The organism is Rhizobium sp. N122 (genome assembly GCF_002211295.1).
In the GTDB taxonomy this organism is placed as follows: domain Bacteria; phylum Pseudomonadota; class Alphaproteobacteria; order Rhizobiales; family Rhizobiaceae; genus Rhizobium.
This window is the reverse complement of sequence record NZ_LOKU01000003.1, coordinates 73,306-91,357: the sequence shown is the minus strand read 5'-3', so window position 1 is coordinate 91,357 and position 18,052 is coordinate 73,306. Positions and strand designations below refer to the sequence as shown.

At 60.7% G+C, this 18,052-nt stretch carries 18 protein-coding genes; 10 read left to right on the top strand and 8 right to left on the bottom strand.

Annotated features, from left to right (window positions below; all coding sequences use genetic code 11):
• Positions 1-38 precede the first annotated feature (38 nt).
• Complete coding sequence (locus ATY75_RS03320; protein ID WP_088936456.1) at positions 39-1,586, bottom strand: hypothetical protein; 1,548 nt, start codon at positions 1,584-1,586, stop codon at positions 39-41.
• A 342-nt stretch (positions 1,587-1,928) separates the two neighbouring features.
• Between ATY75_RS03320 and ATY75_RS03315 the strand changes: the two genes are divergently transcribed.
• The 5 genes from ATY75_RS03315 to ATY75_RS03295 all read left to right on the top strand — a co-directional run bounded on the left by ATY75_RS03315 (position 1,929) and on the right by ATY75_RS03295 (position 7,079).
• Positions 1,929-2,534 (top strand): 50S ribosomal protein L25/general stress protein Ctc, encoded by a 606-nt coding sequence (locus tag ATY75_RS03315; RefSeq protein ID WP_064839979.1) that lies wholly within the window; start codon positions 1,929-1,931, stop codon positions 2,532-2,534.
• A gap of 187 nt (positions 2,535-2,721) precedes the next feature.
• On the top strand, positions 2,722-5,073 hold the full coding sequence (locus ATY75_RS03310) for an EAL domain-containing protein (protein WP_088936455.1): 2,352 nt from the start codon (positions 2,722-2,724) through the stop codon (positions 5,071-5,073).
• A 13-nt stretch (positions 5,074-5,086) separates the two neighbouring features.
• The gene (locus tag ATY75_RS03305) at positions 5,087-5,800 is read left to right on the top strand and encodes a transporter substrate-binding domain-containing protein (RefSeq protein ID WP_064841402.1); all 714 of its coding nucleotides are present in this window, start codon (positions 5,087-5,089) and stop codon (positions 5,798-5,800) included.
• A gap of 89 nt (positions 5,801-5,889) precedes the next feature.
• Complete coding sequence (gene pth, locus ATY75_RS03300; protein ID WP_064839984.1) at positions 5,890-6,621, top strand: aminoacyl-tRNA hydrolase; 732 nt, start codon at positions 5,890-5,892, stop codon at positions 6,619-6,621.
• Entirely contained in the window at positions 6,618-7,079 is a 462-nt protein-coding gene (locus ATY75_RS03295; RefSeq protein ID WP_064839985.1) for a GNAT family N-acetyltransferase, read from the top strand. Before pth ends, ATY75_RS03295 begins: the two co-directional genes overlap by 4 nt.
• 7 nt (positions 7,080-7,086) lie before the next feature.
• On the opposite strand, the gene clpS is transcribed toward ATY75_RS03295, so the two are convergent.
• A complete protein-coding gene (gene clpS / locus ATY75_RS03290) occupies positions 7,087-7,398 on the bottom strand; it encodes an ATP-dependent Clp protease adapter ClpS (RefSeq protein ID WP_064841403.1) in 312 nt (103 codons plus the stop codon).
• Positions 7,399-7,729: 331 nt separating this feature from the next.
• Between clpS and ychF the strand changes: the two genes are divergently transcribed.
• A complete protein-coding gene (ychF, locus tag ATY75_RS03285) occupies positions 7,730-8,833 on the top strand; it encodes a redox-regulated ATPase YchF (RefSeq protein WP_064839987.1) in 1,104 nt (367 codons plus the stop codon).
• Positions 8,834-8,851: 18 nt separating this feature from the next.
• On the opposite strand, the gene ATY75_RS03280 is transcribed toward ychF, so the two are convergent.
• On the bottom strand, positions 8,852-9,931 hold the full coding sequence (locus ATY75_RS03280) for a hypothetical protein (protein WP_088936454.1): 1,080 nt from the start codon (positions 9,929-9,931) through the stop codon (positions 8,852-8,854).
• 194 nt (positions 9,932-10,125) lie between these two features.
• Here ATY75_RS03280 and ATY75_RS03275 point away from each other — a divergent pair, with 194 nt between their 5' ends.
• Positions 10,126-10,614: a MaoC family dehydratase gene (locus ATY75_RS03275; RefSeq protein ID WP_064839992.1), complete on the top strand. Its 489-nt coding sequence runs from the start codon at positions 10,126-10,128 to the stop codon at positions 10,612-10,614.
• Positions 10,611-11,078 (top strand): MaoC family dehydratase, encoded by a 468-nt coding sequence (locus ATY75_RS03270; RefSeq protein WP_064839994.1) that lies wholly within the window; start codon positions 10,611-10,613, stop codon positions 11,076-11,078. Before ATY75_RS03275 ends, ATY75_RS03270 begins: the two co-directional genes overlap by 4 nt.
• 21 nt (positions 11,079-11,099) lie before the next feature.
• Here the strand turns inward: ATY75_RS03270 and ATY75_RS03265 are convergent, their stop codons facing one another.
• The 4 genes from ATY75_RS03265 to petA form a co-directional block, all read right to left on the bottom strand.
• The gene (locus ATY75_RS03265) at positions 11,100-11,645 is read right to left on the bottom strand and encodes an adenine phosphoribosyltransferase (RefSeq protein WP_049736186.1); all 546 of its coding nucleotides are present in this window, start codon (positions 11,643-11,645) and stop codon (positions 11,100-11,102) included.
• A 112-nt stretch (positions 11,646-11,757) separates the two neighbouring features.
• Positions 11,758-12,642, bottom strand: coding sequence for a cytochrome c1 (locus ATY75_RS03260; protein WP_064839996.1), 885 nt, complete (start codon positions 12,640-12,642; stop codon positions 11,758-11,760).
• Between the two features lie 25 nt (positions 12,643-12,667).
• On the bottom strand, positions 12,668-13,948 hold the full coding sequence (locus tag ATY75_RS03255; RefSeq protein WP_064839998.1) for a cytochrome b N-terminal domain-containing protein: 1,281 nt from the start codon (positions 13,946-13,948) through the stop codon (positions 12,668-12,670).
• A gap of 14 nt (positions 13,949-13,962) precedes the next feature.
• A complete protein-coding gene (gene petA, locus ATY75_RS03250; RefSeq protein ID WP_082935677.1) occupies positions 13,963-14,541 on the bottom strand; it encodes a ubiquinol-cytochrome c reductase iron-sulfur subunit in 579 nt (192 codons plus the stop codon).
• A gap of 284 nt (positions 14,542-14,825) precedes the next feature.
• On the opposite strand from petA, the gene ATY75_RS03245 reads away from it, so the two are divergent.
• A complete protein-coding gene (locus tag ATY75_RS03245) occupies positions 14,826-15,758 on the top strand; it encodes an endonuclease/exonuclease/phosphatase family protein (protein WP_088936453.1) in 933 nt (310 codons plus the stop codon).
• Here the strand turns inward: ATY75_RS03245 and ATY75_RS03240 are convergent.
• On the bottom strand, positions 15,714-17,627 hold the full coding sequence (locus ATY75_RS03240) for an ABC transporter ATP-binding protein (RefSeq protein WP_088936452.1): 1,914 nt from the start codon (positions 17,625-17,627) through the stop codon (positions 15,714-15,716). The two genes, ATY75_RS03245 and ATY75_RS03240, sit on opposite strands and share 45 nt — an antisense overlap.
• A 162-nt stretch (positions 17,628-17,789) precedes the next feature.
• Here ATY75_RS03240 and ATY75_RS03235 point away from each other — a divergent pair, with 162 nt between their 5' ends.
• Positions 17,790-18,020: a hypothetical protein gene (locus ATY75_RS03235; RefSeq protein WP_064840008.1), complete on the top strand. Its 231-nt coding sequence runs from the start codon at positions 17,790-17,792 to the stop codon at positions 18,018-18,020.
• Positions 18,021-18,052: the final 32 nt, after the last annotated feature.

Genomic DNA, 18,052 nt, shown 5'->3' with positions numbered 1-18,052 from the left:
AGGCCGGCTTCTTTTGTTTCTTATCTGATTGATAACGCTCAAGGCTGCTGCGGCGGCGCAGGTGCCGCATCCTGGCCCTGGTCCGGTTCCTGCTCCTGGTCTGTCTCAAGCCCCTGATCTTGATCCGGAGCGTCCGGCCCCTTGACCACCTGTCCGTTAACGGCAACCGCGCCGTCGCGGCTGATGCTGATGTCCCAGCGCGAGCGTCCGTCCGCATCGGTCTTGGCGAAGCCCTTCACCATCATGATGCCGAAGGAGACCTGGTTGAGATCGGGATCGGTTTTGGCAAGCTCCTGAACGGCGGCGATCGTCTTGTCGAGATCGCGGGCAAAGATCGTCGCCTCCATCGAATAGTCCTTCTCGGTGTCGACCCGTCCTTCGATCTTGCCCGTCACGTCGATGTCGTAGACCTCAGACTTGGCACTGATCTTGGGAAACTCGACAGCGAGGCGACCGTCACGGAAGAGCTTTTTCGCCATCTCGTCGCCGCTCTGCTCCGGCTCCTTAGTAGCGTTGAAATCCATCGCCATCAAAGCCTCGCCGAAGGTGGCGAAATCCAGATTCGGCATGGCGAGTTGCAGCTCGAAGCTGGTCGGCAGGAACGGCGAATAGTTTGCGGGCATCAGCGGGCTGTCGAAGCTGATGTCCTGCGCATTCATGCCGAAGCCGAAACGCATGGCGTCGCTCGGCCCGTCCACAGCCAGGTTGTAACCAAACGCCTTGACGCCACCATTGCCCATCTGGCTGCTGACGGTCAGATTGTTGAGCCCGATCGTCTCGCTGAACGAGGCGAGAAGCGGGAAAGCCTCTTTGAGCATTCCCTTGATCTTGTCGCTGTTTTCGGGGCTCAACTCCTTCTCGTCGAGATGATCGAGGACGAAAAGCACGATCTCGCGGATCTGCTTGGCCGGCAGGCCGTTCACCTTGGCGTCGAAATCGATCGAGTCGGCACGGATTTCAATGGGCGGCATTTGCAGGCCGGAAACCTGCTCGACGAAGGTCGACATCGAGCCGCTGCCCGCAAAATCGATACGCCCGTTGCCGCCGGCGCTGTCGGTCGAACTCAGCTTTTGGTCCATCCCGGCGATGCTGGCATGGACTTCCTCGGTGTCGGACTTGCTGCTGACTTTGATGTCCTTGGCGGTGAAGGTACCGGAACGAAGATAGCTGATCGCCGGGTCGAAGAGACCGGTGTAACCAAGCGAAGCGATGGAATAAGCGAAATCCGTCGGCTTCTCGTCGGGGCCTTTGAAATGGCCCGAGACGTTGAGCTTGTTGTCACCCTCGATATTCCAGAGCCCGCTGTCGAGGGGCGTGGCGAACGTCGAGAACGGTGTCAGCCCGTTGATCGCGAATTTCGCCGGATCGACCTTGGCAAGCAGCTTCGCCAGATCGTAGATGATCTCGTAGCGCGTACCGGCCGGATTGACGCTGATGAAGCCGCTCTTTGCCATGTCCTCGGGCAGCAGCTTCGTCAGAGTGTCCTTGACCGCATTGGCGCCGTCCTGATTGATCTCGACGCTTTGGGCCGCGGTGGCAAGGCAAAGTGCCAGCAAGCTCGTTGCCGTGACAAGTTTAAGACGCATAGTCCGATTTCTCCTCAGCCGCTTTTTTGATTGCGGCATCCAAAGAGGGGAAGCGCGCCGATGTCAACCTCACCTACATCGGCACCGCTGATTTTGCCGCTTTACGGGAATGCGGATTTCGCAGCAGGCGCAAACATCGCGCTCCTGAACGCAGCATTCGGCTCGCCGAAACTGCCTGAATCCGCAACTTGCGTTTCCGAGCGACTTATAATATAGGCCACCGGTCCGCGTAGACACCCTTGGAGGCAACGCGGATGAGGTTGGGTTATACCCGCCTCCGGTTCGACGGAACAGGCTTTTGACCATCGACGAACTCTCCAAATAACCTCGAAAGGAATAGCCATGAGCCAGGAAACTTACGAGCTCAAGGCCGAGGCGCGCGAACGGGTTGGTAAGGGGTCCGCCCGTGAACTTCGCCGCAACGGTTTGATACCCGCTGTCATCTATGGTGACAAGCAGGCCCCCATTTCCATCGCTCTCAACACCAATGAGGTGACGAAGCGCATTCATGCAGGTGGTTTCATGACCACCGTGGCGACGATCGAAGTCGACGGCAAGAAGTACAAGGTTCTGCCGAAGGACTACCAGCTCGATCCGGTCCGCGACTTCACGATGCATGTCGATTTCCTGCGCGTCTCCGGCAACACCCAGGTGACCGTCGAAATCCCGGTTCACTTCATTAACGAAGAGAAGTCCCAGGGCCTCAAGGTCGGCGGCGTTCTGAACATCGTCCGCCATGAAGTCGAAGTTCACTGCCCGGCCGATGCGATCCCGGAATTCTTCAACGTTGACCTCAGCGGCAAGAAGATCGGCGACAGCATCCATATTTCGGAAGTCACACTTCCGAAGGGCGTCACGACGGTCATCGACCGCGACTTCACCATCGCGACCATCATCGCTCCGGCTGCCGGCATCGAGAGTGCTGCGGAAGGCGAAGCCGAAGCCTGATCGCTTCGACCAATTTGTAAAGCATACGGCCCGCTTCCCCCAAGGGGAGGCGGGCTTTTCATTGCCCGGCAAGCCCCTGTTTCAGCAACATTTAACGTATTCGTGAAAGCATGCTTCGTCAGCTGCGAAGAAGCCCGCCTTAGCGCGCGACAGCAGATAGGGTCGGCCTGGGGGAGAAGACGGAACCATGAACAATTCCGTTGAGAACAGATTTTTTGGAATTGTTTGCGGAGCGCTGCTCGTTTTTGTCGCCCCCCTCTTTGTTCTCTTCCTTTTTCTCTCCTCGGAACGGGCCGACAAAGAAATACGCGATCATATTTCCGTTCTTCTTGTCGCCAATGCCCAGGCGCTGGCAAAGCCGCTCTGGGATCTCGATGAGGAGAGCGTCACCCAGATCAGCGCGACGGTCGTTTCCCAGGGCGCCATCGTCAAGGTGGAAGTGCGTGACCAGTCGGGCCAGCTCGACATCAGTCAGTCCACCATCCCGCGCTCCTTTGACGGCAAGCTCGTGCAGGTGTCGCGCGCCATCATCTACAACACCGTCGACGGCCCGAAGAACCTTGGCAGCATCAGCGTCTATTATCCCGCACTCGGTCTGTTTTCTGGTCTCAAGCAGGAAGAGGTCGTCTTCATCTCGATCTTCCTCTTCGCGGTCCTGGCCGTTTTCGGCACGGCGCTGATCGGCAACCGCTTCTTCGTCATCCAGCCGCTGATGCGGCTGACGGCCGCGATCGAGGCCACCCGTCAGCTCGGCTCCCGCCATCATGTCGACTGGCAGTCGAACGATGAAATGGGACGGCTTGCCCGCAGCTTCAACGAGATGCAGACCAAGCTTGAAAGCGAGGAAAAGGAGCTGAAGTTCGCGCACCGCCGCGCCACCGACATCTATAATCTGACGCCCGCCATGCTCTTCTCTCTCGACGAGGAAGACCGCATCACTGCCGTCAGCGATTACTGGCTGCTTGCCACCGGTTATAACCGCGCCGCCGTCATCGGCCGCAACTTCGCCGATCTCGTCACCTCGGCCACCCGCGACAAGTTCGTCAAGCGCCGCCAGGCCGAAAGCGGCATGACCGTTACCGTCAAATTCGTCTGCCTCGACGGCCGCATCATGGACGTTCTCATCATGGAATCGGAAGCGGAAGCCGGCGTTCACGACCGCCTCTCGCTCTCGGTCATGACCGATGTAACCGAACTCAAGGCCTCCGAGGACCGCAACCACCGCCAGGCGATTACCGATCATTTGACCGGGCTGCTCAACCGCCAGGGCTTCGAAGCCGTGCTCGACAGCAAGATCGCCGCTGCCGACGCCGCCGGCCAGGAACTCGCCTGCCTCTTCGTCGATCTCGATCGCTTCAAGTGGATCAATGACAACATGGGTCATGCCGCCGGCGACATGGCGCTGATCGAACTCGTCGAGCGCCTGAAGACCTATCTCGCTCCCTCCGACGATGCGGCCCGTCTCGGCGGTGACGAATTTGCCATCCTGCTGCCGGCCAAGGATGCCGAAAAACGCGCCAGGATAATGTGCGAGCAGATCGCCTCGATCTTCGAAACGCCGTTCGCCCCCGACATGCATCTGAGCGCCTCCGTCGGCATCGCCATCTATCCGCACCATGCCGCAACCGCGGCCGAACTGCTGCAGAAATCCGACCTGGCGATGTACGCCAAGAAACGCGACGGCAAGAATGGCGCCCAGCTCTTCGACAACGCCATGCTCGACCGCGCCCGCAGCCGCGCCGAGATCGAAGCCAATATCGAAGCCGGTCTCGTCGACAACTGGTTCGAGGCCTTCCTGCAGCCGATCGTCAATCTGAACGGTCGCGGGATCGCCGGTTTCGAAGCGCTGATGCGCCTCAACCATCCGCAGAAGGGCTTGATGCCGCCGGCCGAGATCATCAGCGTCGCCGAAGAGACGGCAAAGATCGTCCGCGTCGGCAATGTCATCATGGAAAAGGCGATCGCCAACCTCGCGAAGATTTCCCGCATATCAGGCATGCAGGATACCTATCTCGCCATCAACTTCTCGCCGCTGCAGTTCGAGCCTGCGCTGCCGGCCCGGCTTGCCGCCATCGTCGGCCGCCACGGCATCCGCCCGGAGCGCATCGTCGTCGAGATCACCGAAGCCGTGCTGATGCACGACAACCCGCAGATCCGCATGATCGTCACCGAGCTTCGCCGTTTCGGTTGCCGTATCGCGCTCGACGATTTCGGCACCGGCTATTCGTCGTTGAGCTACCTCAACCGCTTCCCTGTCGACATCATTAAGATCGACCAGTCCTTCACCCGCGCGATCAACGACGGCGACGACGACGTGCGCCAGAAGAGCCGCATGCTGATCGAAGGCATTACCACGCTCTCTCACAAGATGAACTGCACCGTCATTGCCGAGGGCATCGAGACCGAAGATGAATGCCGCACGCTCCACCAGATGGGGCTGGATTACGGCCAGGGCTACCTCTTCCACCGTCCGCAGCACGCCGCCGTGCTGATCGAGGAACTGATGGTCTCGCAATCGGCCGTCGCGCGCGCCTCATAAAGGAGATGAAATGATGAAAAAGCTCCTGCTTCTCGCATGCCTGGCGCTGCCCTGCGCCGCCCATGCGCAAACGGTAACCTTCACCACCGAGGATTATGCCCCCTTCAACTATCGCGACGGCAAAGAGATCAAGGGCGCAACCGTCGAGCAGGTCGAAAAAGTGATGGCGGCGATCGGCGTCGACTACACGATCGAGATCATGCCCTGGGCGCGCGCCTTCGGCCTTGCTCGCACGGTGCCGATGACCTGCGTCTTCGCGACCGCCCACAATGGCGCACGCGACCCGTTGTTCAAATGGGTCGAGCCGCTGCTCATCGATCGCAACATCCTGATCACCCGCAAAGGCTCCGGCGTCACCGCCGGCAACCTCGACGAGGCGAAGAAATATACGATCGGCACGCAGCGCGAGGATTATACCGAGACGATCCTGAAGGAGAAGGGCTTCACCAAGCTCGATATCGCCAGCGACTTCAACGCGACGCTGCGCAAGCTGCTCGGCGGCCGCATCGACATGATGCCGATTTCCGAACTTTATTTCGACAAGCTGAAGGCCGACCAGCCGGTGGAAATGGTGACCGTGCTCTCCGCTCAGCCGATGAGCATCGCCTGCGAGAAGAGCTTTCCCGACGATCTGCTTGCCAGGATGCAGACGGCCCTCGATAAACTGATCGCCGATGGCGTCCAGAAGCAGATCTTCCTGAAATACGGCATGAACCTTTCGGAATGACGCTGCCGGCGAGCTTGCCCTTTCCGCTTGACTTTGCTCTCGTTTCCGGGTGGTGAACGTGGAAAAAGCTTAAGCGAGGACGACAGGCCATGCTGATCATCGCGGGTCTCGGCAATCCCGGCAGCAAATACGCCGGCAACCGCCACAATATCGGCTTCATGGCCGTCGACGCCATTCATCGGCGCCACAGCTTCTCCCCCTGGTCGAAGAAATTCAGGTCCGAGATCGCCGAGGGCGACCTCGGCGGCGAGAAGGTGCTGCTGATCAAGCCGCAGACCTTCATGAACCTCTCCGGCGAGGCTGTCGGCGAGGCGATGCGCTTTTACAAGCTCCAGCCCGCCGATCTTGTCGCGATCTACGACGAGCTCGACCTTCCCCCGGGCAAGGCGCGGCTGAAGACCGGCGGCGGCCATGGCGGCCACAACGGCATCCGGTCGCTGGACGCCCATTGCGGCAAGGAATACCGGCGGCTGCGTCTCGGCATCGGCCATCCCGGCGTCAAGGAAATGGTGCAGAACCATGTACTTGGCGATTTTGCCAAGGCCGACAGGGCCTGGCTTGAGCCGCTTCTCGACACGCTTGCCGATAATACCGACATGCTGGTGCGAAACGAGGATTCGCAACTGATGAACAAGATCGCGCTGGCGCTCGGCGGCAAGGCCGAGGAGGAGAAGCCGCGAAAGGACAGCAAGACTGCCGAAAAGAAGCCGGCCGGCCAGTCCCATATCCATCAGGCCCGCAATCACAATCAGCCGAAGGTGCTGGCGACCGGCCCCATGGCCGAGATGCTGAAGAAGATGTTCGGCAACAAGGGGGAGTGAGGCCGGTGCCGAACCTGGATTTCGCCATCCGTCCCGCTGCCGCCGGCGATCTCCCGGGACTGACCATCCTCTATCGGCATTTGAACCCTAACGATCCGGCTCTCGACAAGGCCGTGGCCGAAGAGCGCTTCTCGGCCATCCTCGCCCAGCCCGGCATGACTGTTTTCATCGGCTTTGCCGACGATCTCGCCGCCGCCACCGTCACGCTGATCGTCGTGCCGAACATGACGCGGAACGGCGCTTCGTATGCGCTCATCGAAAACGTCGTCACCCATTCCGATCACCGTCAGCGCGGTTATGCCGGCGCCGTCATCGGCCATGCGGTCACCGAGGCCTGGAAAGCCGGCTGCTACAAGGTGATGCTGCTGACCGGCTCGACGAACCCGGCGACGCATCGCTTTTACGAGAATTGCGGCTTCGTGCGGGATAAGACCGGCTATCAGATCCGCCGGCCTTGAAGACGCGCTATTCCTCCGGCTCCGTCGTGAACATCAGCGGAAAGCCCATCTCCTTGGCAAGGTCGACGCCCTCCTTGGCTTTGGTCTCGGCGATATCCCTGGCGCAGACCACCACCACGCAGGAGCCGAGCTTATGCGCCGTCATCATCACCCGGTAGCCGGTTTCCTCGCTCATGCGGAAGACGGACTTGAGGATCACGATGACGAATTCGCGCGGGGTATAATCGTCATTGACGAGGATGACCTTATAGAGCTTCGGCTTGTCCAGCTTCGGCTTCACCTTGGTCTTCGGTTTCAGGGCAACGTCATTGTCACTCATCGGAAAATCCACCCGTTGATGACATGGGGTGAGCAATCTTCAAAACAGCCAATCAGTCGATGACGAATTTTCAGTAGTCAGCCGTGGCGGCTCCAAGCGTCAAACGAGCAGAACCGCTCGCCGGCTGCGACATCGATGCGGTCAATTGCATCTGAGCGAGGGCACATTCCGGTGAAATCCGCAATGCGTCGAAATCTCCGTCGCTTTTAACAATAGGTCAGCACGGATTGGTCGGCAAGTGAACGACGCTAAAACCTCTCTAAGACTTGACCATATTGCTCCTTTATCCCATAGGCACCAGCAAGGAATTCAAGAACAGCAGGTTTTAGCCATGGGCTTCAAATGCGGCATCGTCGGTCTGCCGAACGTCGGCAAATCGACCCTCTTCAACGCGCTCACCAAAACGGCGGCCGCACAGGCGGCGAATTATCCCTTCTGCACCATCGAGCCGAACACCGGCGAAGTCGCCGTGCCCGATCCGCGCATGCGCAAGCTTGCCGACATCGCCAAGTCGAAGGAACTGATCCCGACCCGCATCTCCTTCGTCGACATCGCCGGCCTGGTGCGCGGCGCCTCGAAGGGTGAAGGCCTCGGCAACCAGTTCCTCGCCAATATCCGCGAAGTCGACGCCATCGTGCATGTGCTGCGCTGCTTCGAAGACAGCGACATCACCCATGTCGAAGGCCGCATCAACCCGGTCGCCGATGCCGAGACCATCGAAACCGAGCTTATGCTCGCCGACCTCGAAAGCCTGGAGCGCCGCACCGAGCAGACGCGAAAGCGCGCCACCAGCAAGGACAAGGAATCGGTGGCAATGCTGCCGATCATGGAAGCCTCGCTGAAGCTGCTCAACGAAGGCAAGCCGGTGCGCACGCTGCTGTCGACGCTCGATGCCGAGGAAATCGCAATCCTCAAGGGCCTCAACCTTTTGACTTCGCATCCGGTGCTCTACGTCTGCAACGTCGCCGAGGCCGAGGCCTCCACAGGCAATGAATTCACCGAGGCCGTCGCCGCCATGGCTCGGGAACAGGGTGCCGAAACCGTCGTTATCTCGGCGGCGATCGAGGCCGAAGTCGCCCAGCTTCCCGAGGATGAGGCCAAGGAATTCCTCTCCGCCCTCGACCTCGACGAGGCTGGCCTCGACCGGCTGATCCGCGCTGGTTACAAGCTTCTCCACCTCATCACCTATTTCACCGTCGGTCCGAAGGAAACGCGCGCCTGGACGATCGAGCGCGGCACCAAGGCGCCGCAGGCCGCCGGCGTCATCCATTCGGATTTCGAGCGCGGTTTCATCCGCGCCAACACCATCGCCTATGACGATTACATCAAATACAGCGGCGAAGTCGGCGCCAAAGATGCCGGCAAGGCGCGCGACGAAGGCAAGGAATATGTCGTCCAGGACGGCGACGTCATCCACTTCCGTTTCAATACCTGACCGAGCTAGGCTGGCGCCTCAACCCGGCGGCAGCCTGTTTGCGATGACCGGCGGCAGTGCGCGCAGCACCAGCCGCCGAAGCGGCATCCAGCCAGTGCCGATGATCAATACGATCGCGCCGACGACAATCAGCGTCGTGAAGATGTAGGTATCGACCGTGGCGCTTCCCTGTCGGAAGACGCTGAAGATCGCCACACCGAGCGACAGCAGACCCGACGTCACGAAGGCGCGCCGGTCGATGATGAGACCGATCAGCATCAGCGCCGTCACCGTCGCGACGACCGCAGGTGTCTGCGACGACATGTTCGCGACGTCGAGGATACGGACGTCTGCCCCTAGAGACAGCAGGGAAACGGTGCTGTAGAGCAGCGCCGGCGCCGCCCCGAGATGCAGCCAGAAGGCAATATCCGAACGCGTCGTCCGCCGCAGCCGGTCGCCGAGATCGAAATAGAGCGCCATCGCAAACAGTCCGAGCGCACAGATCAGGGAAACCAGCGCCAGCACGGCGGGATGATCGAGGAAAAACGCCGGATTGCCGCTTGCCCATTGCACCAGCCGCAAAAGCAGGGTGAGGACGAAAGCAAGCGCCGACATGATAGAGAGCGCCAGCGACAGCGGCACGCGGTAGCGGACGTAATAGACGCCGAGAAGGATCGGGAAGCCGGCGACGAACTGCGTCGCCTCCGCTCCGAAGGATTGGGAGGTCGGCGTCCACGGCGGGAAGAAATGGGACATCAGCAGGCATGTCCAGCAGAACAGTGCGATCGTCAGGCTGACGGCCGGCAAAGCGAGCCGCTGGCGGTGCACCAGTATTTCCGAAAGCACGATGATGGCGGGCAGCACCGCATAAAGTGCGGCAAGCCCCCAGAGGCCGCAAAGCGCCACGATGACTCCGATGGTGATCAGCACGTCGTGGAACCCGCGCACGAAGCGCGGCGTCTCCGTGTCCGACCAGGCCCGCCCCTCGGCGCTCGTTGCCGGCTCTTCGACGACAGCGACGCCGCGCTCGCTCAAGAACGGCAAGAGCCGCCCTCCCGCCTCCGGCGAAATCAGCCCTTGGCGCGCCGCCTCGTCGAGTATCGACCTCAGTTCCGTCATGCCGGTTTCTCTCCCCGGAATCATTGAGCCCGCGCGGATGCTATTGTAAGCAATAGAGCATGGTGCCGAAAAGTGTGAGTGGTTTTCGGGCGACATCATGCTCTAACTCTTTAATGTAGAACAGGATTCAGATTTTAGGCTGATCCGGCCTGAAATCATCCTGTTCCAGGCGCTGCATATGGCGGGAGAAGCGAATGGCGGCAGAAAAGCTTTCCTTTGAGGATTTCGAGCCCGGCCGCCGCTTCGCCCTCGGCCCGAAGCTGGTGCTCGCCGAGGAGATCATCGAGTTTGCAGCGGAATTCGACCCGCAGCCCATGCATCTCGACGAGGCCGCCGGCCGCGCCAGCATTCTCGGCGGTCTCGCCGCCTCCGGCTGGCATACCTCTTCGATGTTGATGCGCATGATGGCCGACAGCTACATCCTGAATGCGCTCTGCGAGGGTGCGCCGGGTATCGACCTGATGGAATGGCGAAAACCGGTGCTTTCCGGCGATACATTGCAGGGTCACTCGACCGTGCTTGAAGCTCGGCCGATGCGCTCGCGCCCCGGCATCGGAATCGTCAAATTCCGTCACGAGGTGGAAAACCAGCGCGGTGAGCTCGTCTGCCTGTCGGAAAATTCGGTCATGATCCGCATGCGCCCTGCCCCGGGCATCACCGTGACCCCGGAGATGACAGCATGAGAATGTCTGAACTTTACACCGTCGGCGAAAAGGCCGAGATCGGCAGCTACGCCTTCACCGAGGAAAACATCATCCGCTTCGCCAGACGCTACGATCCGCAGCGTTTTCACGTCGACAAGGACGCCGCCAAGGACACCCTCTTCGGCGGTCTTTGCGCGTCGGGCTGGCACACCACCGCCGCCTGGATGCGGACCTTCCTCGCCTTCTGGAAAAACCAGAACATCACCCTCGCCCAAAGGGGCCTGAAGGCGCCGAATCTTGGCCCTTCGCCGGGCTTCCAGAAACTGCAATGGCTGCGGCCGATCTTCCCGGGCGACGTCGTGACCTATTCCGTCGCCCTGCTTTCCAGCCGGCCGCTCGCGTCGCGGCCGGGCTGGCACCTCAACACCATCCTCTGCGAGGGCGTCAACCAGAACGGCGAACCCGTCATGCGCTTTGAAAGCGGCGTCTTGGAATTCGATTGACGTCGCAAGAGGAATGCATGGTCAGTGGCCGGAGAATTCGACCAGTGTATGCACGACGACGCCGAGCTCTTCCAGCTTCTTGCGGCCGCCAAGGTCCGGCAGATCGATAACGAAGCAGGCGCCGACCACCTCGGCGCCGATCTGGCGCAACAGCTTGGTAGCGCCCACCGCAGTGCCGCCGGTGGCGATCAGATCGTCGACCAGGATCACCTTCTCGCCAGGCTGCACCGCGTCGCGATGCATCTCCATCTCGTCGACGCCGTATTCCAGGCTGTAGGCGATGCGCACGGTATCATGCGGCAGCTTGCCCTTTTTGCGGATCGGTACGAAGCCGGAGGAAAGCTGGTGCGCTACCGCGCCGCCGAGGATGAAGCCGCGCGCCTCCATGCCGGCGATCTTGTCGATCTTCGTGCCGGCATAGGGCTGCACGAGTTCGTCGACCGCCCGGCGGAAAGCGCGGGGATTGCCCAGCAGCGTGGTGATGTCGCGAAAAATGATGCCCGGCTTGGGATAGTCGGGAATGGAGCGGATGCTGGCGGCGAGCTCCGAAGTCATATTCTTGTCCATGGAAAGTCCATATCTGCGAGCGCTTTAAATCGGCCGCACCCTATCAATTGCCAGGGGCGGAACCAACAAAAAAGGCGGCCGAGGCCGCCTTTTGAATTTTGATCGGGAGCGCTCAATGCTCCTTGTTGGCGTAGACCGAGCGCTTCGTCAGGTAGATCAGCAGCGTGAAGATCGCCAGGAAGACCATCACCATGAAACCGGTGCGCTTGCGCTCCTCGAGATGCGGCTCGGCGGCCCACATCAGGAAGGAGGAAACGTCCTTGGAATACTGGTCGACGGTCTGCGGCGCGCCGTCGTCATAGGTCACCTGGCCGTCGGAGAGCGGCTTCGGCATGGCGAGGACGGCGGCAGCGTGGAAATACGGGTTGTAATGTCCACCCTGCGGCACCTGGAAACCGGCCGGCGGCTCTTCATAGCCGGTCAGCAGCGCATGAATATAGTCGGGGCCGCTTTCCTGATACTGCGTGAAGATGTCGACGACGAACCGCGGAAAGCCGCGCTCGACTTCACGGGCTTTGGCGATCAGCGAAAAGTCAGGCGGAGCCGCGCCGTTGTTGGAAGCGGCAGCCGCCTCCGCATTGGCGAAAGGTGCCGGGAAGTGGTCCGAAGGAACTGCCTTGCGGGTAAACATCTCGCCGGCGGCATTCGGGCCGTCCTGGACCTCGTAGTTCGCGGCGAAAGCCTTCACCTGCGCCTCGGAATAACCGAGTTCGTCGAGCATGCGGAAAGGCACGAGGTTCATCGAATGGCAGGCGGAACAGACTTCGGTGTAGACCTTGAGGCCGCGCTGAAGCTGGGCCTTGTCGTAGTGGCCGAACGGACCGGCAAAACTCCACTCTTCCTCCTTGGGCTCCTTCAGCGGATAGTGCGGCGTCGCACTTTCCTCGTGATGGGCGGGCGCTGCGCCGTTGGCGGGCGTGGCTTCCTCGGCGAAGGCGGCGCTGCCGAGAAGAGCAGCGACTGCGAGCGGAAGAATGCTTGCAACAAGCGTTTTCATATTTCTGTTTCCTTCCGTCGCGCGCTTAGGCATTGGCCGCCGCACTGGCTGCGGCTGTCTTGTTGCGCTTTTCGAGCACCGCCTCGGTGATCGAGTTCGGGATGCGCCGCGGTGTCTCGACTAGGCCGAGAACTGGCATCGCCACCAGGAAGAAAGCGAAATAGAGGAGCGTGCAGATCTGCGAAATCGTGGTGAACAGGCCTTCGGCCGGCTGCGAGCCGAGCCAGCCGAGGATGATCGCATTGACCACGAACAGCCAGAAGGCCAGCTTGTACCAAGGACGGTAGACCGCCGAGCGGACCTTGGAGGTATCGAGCCAGGGCAGGAAGAACAGCACGATGATCGCGCCGAACATCACGAGGACGCCGCCAAGCTTGGAGTCGATCGGGCCAACGTTGAAGGTGATCGAACGCAGCATCGCGTAGAACGGCAGGAAGTACCATTCCGGAACAATGTGGGCCGGCGTCTTCAGCGGGTCTGCCGGAATGTAGTTGTCGGCATGGCCGAGGAAGTTCGGCAGGTAGAATACGAAGTAGGCGTAGACCAGCAGGAAGACGGAGACGCCGAGCGCATCCTTCATCGTTGCATAAGGCGTGAAGCGCACCGTGTCCGTCTTGGTCTTGACCTCGATGCCGGTCGGGTTCGTCTGGCCGGTGACATGCAGCGCCCAGATGTGCAGCACGACGACGCCGGCGATCATGAAGGGCAGCAGGTAGTGCAGCGAGAAGAAGCGGTTCAGCGTCGGCTGATCGACGGCGAAGCCGCCGAGCAGGAACTGCTGGATCCATTCGCCGACCAGCGGGAAGGCCGAGAAGAAGCCGGTGATGACGGTCGCGCCCCAGAAGGACATCTGGCCCCAGGGCAGAACATAGCCCATGAAACCGGTCGCCATCATCAGGAGGTAGATGACGACGCCGAGGATCCAGAGGATTTCGCGCGGCGCCTTGTACGAACCGTAATAGAGGCCGCGGGCAATGTGGAGGTATACGGCGACGAAGAAGAACGAGGCGCCGTTGGCATGCATATAGCGCAGCAGCCAGCCGTGGTTGACGTCGCGCATGATCTTTTCAACGGAGTTGAAGGCCAGCGACGTGTCGGCGGCATAATGCATGGCGAGCGTAACGCCCGTCAGGATCTGTACGATCAGCATGACGGCGAGCATCGCGCCGAATGTATAGGCATAGTTCAGGTTCCGGGGAACCGGATATGCGATGAAGCTGTCATAGACCATGCGCGGCAAAGGCAGGCGCGCATCGACCCATTTCTCAAGGCCGGTTGACGGCTCGTAGCTGGAATGGCCACTCATTAATCAGTCTCCCCTCAACCGATCTTGATCTTGGTATCGGATATAAATGAAAAGGTCGGGATCGCCAGGTTCTGCGGCGCAGGACCCTTACGGATGCGGCCGGCCGTATCGTAGACCGAGCCATGGCAGGGACAGAACCAACCATTATATTCGCCGGCCTGGCCAAGCGGCACGCAGCCGAGATGGGTGCAAGTGCCGATCATGACGATCCAGTTTTCCTTGTCCTTGCCGCCTGAACGGTCGACACCCGTTGCCTGAGCCTCGGGCGGCAGGTTGGCATTGCGGGCGACCGGATCCTTGAGATCGGCCAGCGGAACATCGGCGGCGGCCTTCACTTCCTCAGGCGTACGGTTGCGAATGAAGATCGGCTTGCCGCGCCACTTCACCGTCAGCGACATACCGGGCTCGAGGCTCGCGACATCGACTTCGATGGAGGCCAGAGCCAGCGTCGACGCATCCGGGCGCATCTGGTCGACGAACGGCCAGGCAACCGCGACGGCGCCGACAGCGCCCGCCATACCAGTGGTGAGATAAAGGAAATCACGGCGAGTAGGCTCTGTCGAAGCCTCGCTTGTCGTTACGTGTTCGCTCACGGCCTAACCATCCTCTGCGCAATTATTGCGGAATTCCGCCCTGCCCCCTCTGCCGGCGAATCGATCTGGACACAATTCGGCCATAGATTCCCCGGCAATCCGGCGCGTTCTAAGCTTGATCGCAAATTATGTCCAGCCTTGGCAAGGGGATGAGGGCACAATGTCGCGGGAATTCCGATGAATTTTTTAGGGCAAACACGAGCTTGCTCTTATGTTGCATTGCAACAAAAATGCCGCCGTGATAGGCGCAGTCGCAGCCACGCCAGCGAGCCGGACCGGAACGGATGAGAGACACGATTTTTTGCGTATTCAGCGTTCTCACGACCCTCGTCCTCGCCATTGTCTCGCTGCGGTATGTCACCGATTTCTATCTGCTTTCCTTCTTTTACAGCTTCCAGGTCCATCTGGCGGCGGCCGCGGCAGCCGCCTCCGTCGCCGCCCTTCTCGTCAAGCGCCACTGGTACGCGGTGGTGACGCTCTGCGTATCTGTGGTTCTTGCCGCCCACGGCGTCGTGATGATGCGCGAATTCGTCGAGCCGGCGGTCGAAGAGAGCCGCCCTGCCCTTTTCAAGCTGATGTCCTTCAATATCGAGAATGACAATTTCGCCAACGGCGCCGATATAGCCGACATGGTGATCGCCTCGGGCGCCGACGTCGTCAGTATCCTGGAGGCCGAGCCGCTGCTGTCAGAACTGCCGCAGCTCTTGAAGACCTACCCCTATTACATCGGCTGCGGCGTCGGCATGCAGGAATGCGATACGCTGGTGCTGTCGAAGCGCCCTCTCATCGAACCCCGCATCCGCAATCTCGGGCTGCTCTGGCGCAACCGCCTGACGATCTCGGCGATCGATTTCGACGGGCAGAAGGTCAATTTCCTCGCCGCGCACCTGACCAAGCCCTATTACGACGAATTCCACGGCCTGGAAATCGAGGATCTCGCCGAGATTATTCCGTCCCTGCCTGGGCCGCTCGTCCTTGCCGGTGATTTCAACACGTCGATTTTGGCGCCCGACGTGCAGTATCTCATGCGCAGCCAAGGCTTGGGCACGGTTTCGCTGGAGCCGGCGACATGGCCGATCGCGGCAGGCGCCTTCGGCATCCCGATCGATCACATCTTCAGCCGGGCGCCCCTGCGGCTGAAATCGGTCCGCCGCATCGAGAACAGCTTCGGTTCAAATCATTTTGGCCTCATGGCGGAATTCGCCATCGACCCTTGAGCCCGCATCCTCGTCCGTCGCCAGGAAGCCGCCGGACTGGCGCGCCCAGAGTTCGGCATAGAGCCCGCCGCGGCGAAGCAGCTGCTCATGGCTGCCCTCCTCGATGATGCGGCCGAGATCGACGACGATCAGCCGGTCGAGTGCCGCGATCGTCGACAGCCGATGGGCGATCGCAAGCACCGTCTTGCCTTCCATGATCCGATGGAGATTGGATTGGATCGCCTCCTCTACCTCAGAATCGAGCGCCGACGTCGCTTCGTCGAGAACGAGGATCGGGGCGTCCTTCAGCATCACTCGGGCAATGGCGATGCGCTGCCGCTGGCCGCCTGACAGTTTGACACCGCGTTCGCCGACATGCGCATCGAAACCTTTGCGGCCCTGCTGATCCTGCAGACGCTCGATGAAGTCGATGGCTTCGGCGCGCCTGGCCGCCTCGACCAACCGCTCCTCGCCGGCATCCGGTCGTCCGAACAGGATATTGTCGCGCACCGAACGATGCAGCAGCGAGGTATCCTGACTGACGACGCCGATCTGCATCCTGAGCGATTCCTGCGTCACGGCTGCAATATCCTGGCCGTCGATGAGAATGCGGCCGTCCTGAATGTCGTAGAGGCGCAGCAGCAGGTTCATCAGCGTCGATTTGCCCGCGCCTGAACGGCCGACGATCCCGACCTTTTCGCCCGGATGGATTGTCAGGGAGAAATTCTCGACGACCGGCAGGTGACCCTTGCCGTAGCGAAAGGAAACATTGTCGAAGCGAATGCCGGGCTGCCGGATCAGCAGGCTCTTCGCATCCGGCCGATCGACGAGCCCCAGAGGCTGGGAGATCAGCTCGGCGGCGTTCTGGATGGTGCCGAGATTGCGCATGATGCCGTTGAACTGCGTCATCAGCCGCCCGAGCAGGAAATTCAGCCTGAGCACCAGCGCCAGCGAGAATGCCACCGCACCCGAGCTGACCAGGCCGCGCAGCCAGAGATCGACGCTCAGCCCAGCCATCGTTACGATCATCAGGCCGGAGAGAAGCGCCATCGAAGCCCTGACGCCGGTGATGAACCGCGTGAAGCGCAGCACCGTATCCTGAAAGATATCGAAGCCCTGCCGCATGTAGCGGTCGCTTTCCTCGTCGCGGGCAAACAGCTTCAGCGTCTGCATGTTGCTGTAGGAATCGACCATTCGGCCGTTCAGCATCGATCCGGCCTCCGCCGTTTCGCGGGAATGATGGCGGATCCTCGGAACGAAGTGGCGGGCAAGCAGGCCGAAGGCGCCAAGCCAGAACAGCACGACGGCGGCAAGGGAAAAGTCCAGCCGCGCGACGAGCACAAGCGTCGTCACCGCATAAATGCCGACGAACCAGACGCTTTCCATCAGCGAGGTGACGAGATCCCCTGTCGCCTGCCCGGCCGACCAGACCTTGGTAACGATGCGCCCGGAGAAATCGCTCTGGAAGAACGATAAAGACTGCCGGGAGACATGGAGATAGGATTGCCAACGTGCTAGATTGTAGAAACCCGGCGTGATCACCTGCTGATCGACGAGCGCGATCAGGAAGGCGACGACAAAACGCACGAGCCCGATGAGAGCGAGCATGCCGAACAGCTCGCCGCCATGGGCTGCCAGAAGACCGCTCCATCCGGCGCCGGGCGTGATACTGCCTAGGATATCGACCAGTCGACCGACGAACCAGAAAAGCGCCGCCTCGATTGCCGCCGATGTCCCGCCGAGAATAAGCATGGCGATGAACGGCATCCTCGCCTGGCCGATATAGAACCAGACAAACCCGAGCGTCGAGCCCGGCGGCTGAAGATTGGCGCGCGGACGGAACGGATCGATCCAGGTTTCGAACAGGCGAAGGATGGGGCGCAGGAACATGGAAGCGATATAGGCGGATTGGGAGGAGCGGCAAAGGGAATGAAAAGCGGACTCAACCTTATATTTTGGTAATGATCGATAACATCGGCGGCATCGCCATTGATTCCGCCCGAACCCGTGACAATCTGACGATACGATCGCGCTTCACCGGAGAGAAGGTCCATGGAAACGAAAATGCTCGTTGCGCATATTCCGCTTCCGCTCGCGGAAAGGCTCGATGCCCTGGCTCTCGACCTGGAATTGCCGCGCGACGAAGTCGTCACCGAGGCCGTTACCGCCTGGCTCGACCAGGAGGAGCACCGCCGCATCGCCGCGCTGCGAACGCTGGCCGCCGCCAACACCATCATCCTCGTCGAACATGACCGCGTCATCGACTGGGCTGACAGTCTGTGAATAAATAGGCGCGGCCGCCAGCAGTCCTCAGC

Bases quoted from the DNA above. Each gene is read 5' to 3' on its own strand.
- ATY75_RS03275 (WP_064839992.1), top strand. From the start codon at position 10,126: ATGGCGGCAGAAAAGCTTTCCTTTGAGGATTTCGAGCCCGGCCGCCGC.
- ATY75_RS03235 (WP_064840008.1), top strand. From the start codon at position 17,790: ATGGAAACGAAAATGCTCGTTGCGCATATTCCGCTTCCGCTCGCGGAA.
- ATY75_RS03260 (WP_064839996.1), bottom strand. From the start codon at position 12,642: ATGAAAACGCTTGTTGCAAGCATTCTTCCGCTCGCAGTCGCTGCTCTT.
- ATY75_RS03265 (WP_049736186.1), bottom strand. From the start codon at position 11,645: ATGGACAAGAATATGACTTCGGAGCTCGCCGCCAGCATCCGCTCCATT.
- ATY75_RS03270 (WP_064839994.1), top strand. From the start codon at position 10,611: ATGAGAATGTCTGAACTTTACACCGTCGGCGAAAAGGCCGAGATCGGC.
- clpS (WP_064841403.1), bottom strand. From the start codon at position 7,398: ATGAGTGACAATGACGTTGCCCTGAAACCGAAGACCAAGGTGAAGCCG.
- ATY75_RS03320 (WP_088936456.1), bottom strand. From the start codon at position 1,586: ATGCGTCTTAAACTTGTCACGGCAACGAGCTTGCTGGCACTTTGCCTT.
- ATY75_RS03245 (WP_088936453.1), top strand. From the start codon at position 14,826: ATGAGAGACACGATTTTTTGCGTATTCAGCGTTCTCACGACCCTCGTC.
- ATY75_RS03305 (WP_064841402.1), top strand. From the start codon at position 5,087: ATGAAAAAGCTCCTGCTTCTCGCATGCCTGGCGCTGCCCTGCGCCGCC.
- ATY75_RS03315 (WP_064839979.1), top strand. From the start codon at position 1,929: ATGAGCCAGGAAACTTACGAGCTCAAGGCCGAGGCGCGCGAACGGGTT.
- pth (WP_064839984.1), top strand. From the start codon at position 5,890: ATGCTGATCATCGCGGGTCTCGGCAATCCCGGCAGCAAATACGCCGGC.
- ATY75_RS03280 (WP_088936454.1), bottom strand. From the start codon at position 9,931: ATGACGGAACTGAGGTCGATACTCGACGAGGCGGCGCGCCAAGGGCTG.
- ATY75_RS03240 (WP_088936452.1), bottom strand. From the start codon at position 17,627: ATGTTCCTGCGCCCCATCCTTCGCCTGTTCGAAACCTGGATCGATCCG.
- ATY75_RS03255 (WP_064839998.1), bottom strand. From the start codon at position 13,948: ATGAGTGGCCATTCCAGCTACGAGCCGTCAACCGGCCTTGAGAAATGG.
- ychF (WP_064839987.1), top strand. From the start codon at position 7,730: ATGGGCTTCAAATGCGGCATCGTCGGTCTGCCGAACGTCGGCAAATCG.
- ATY75_RS03310 (WP_088936455.1), top strand. From the start codon at position 2,722: ATGAACAATTCCGTTGAGAACAGATTTTTTGGAATTGTTTGCGGAGCG.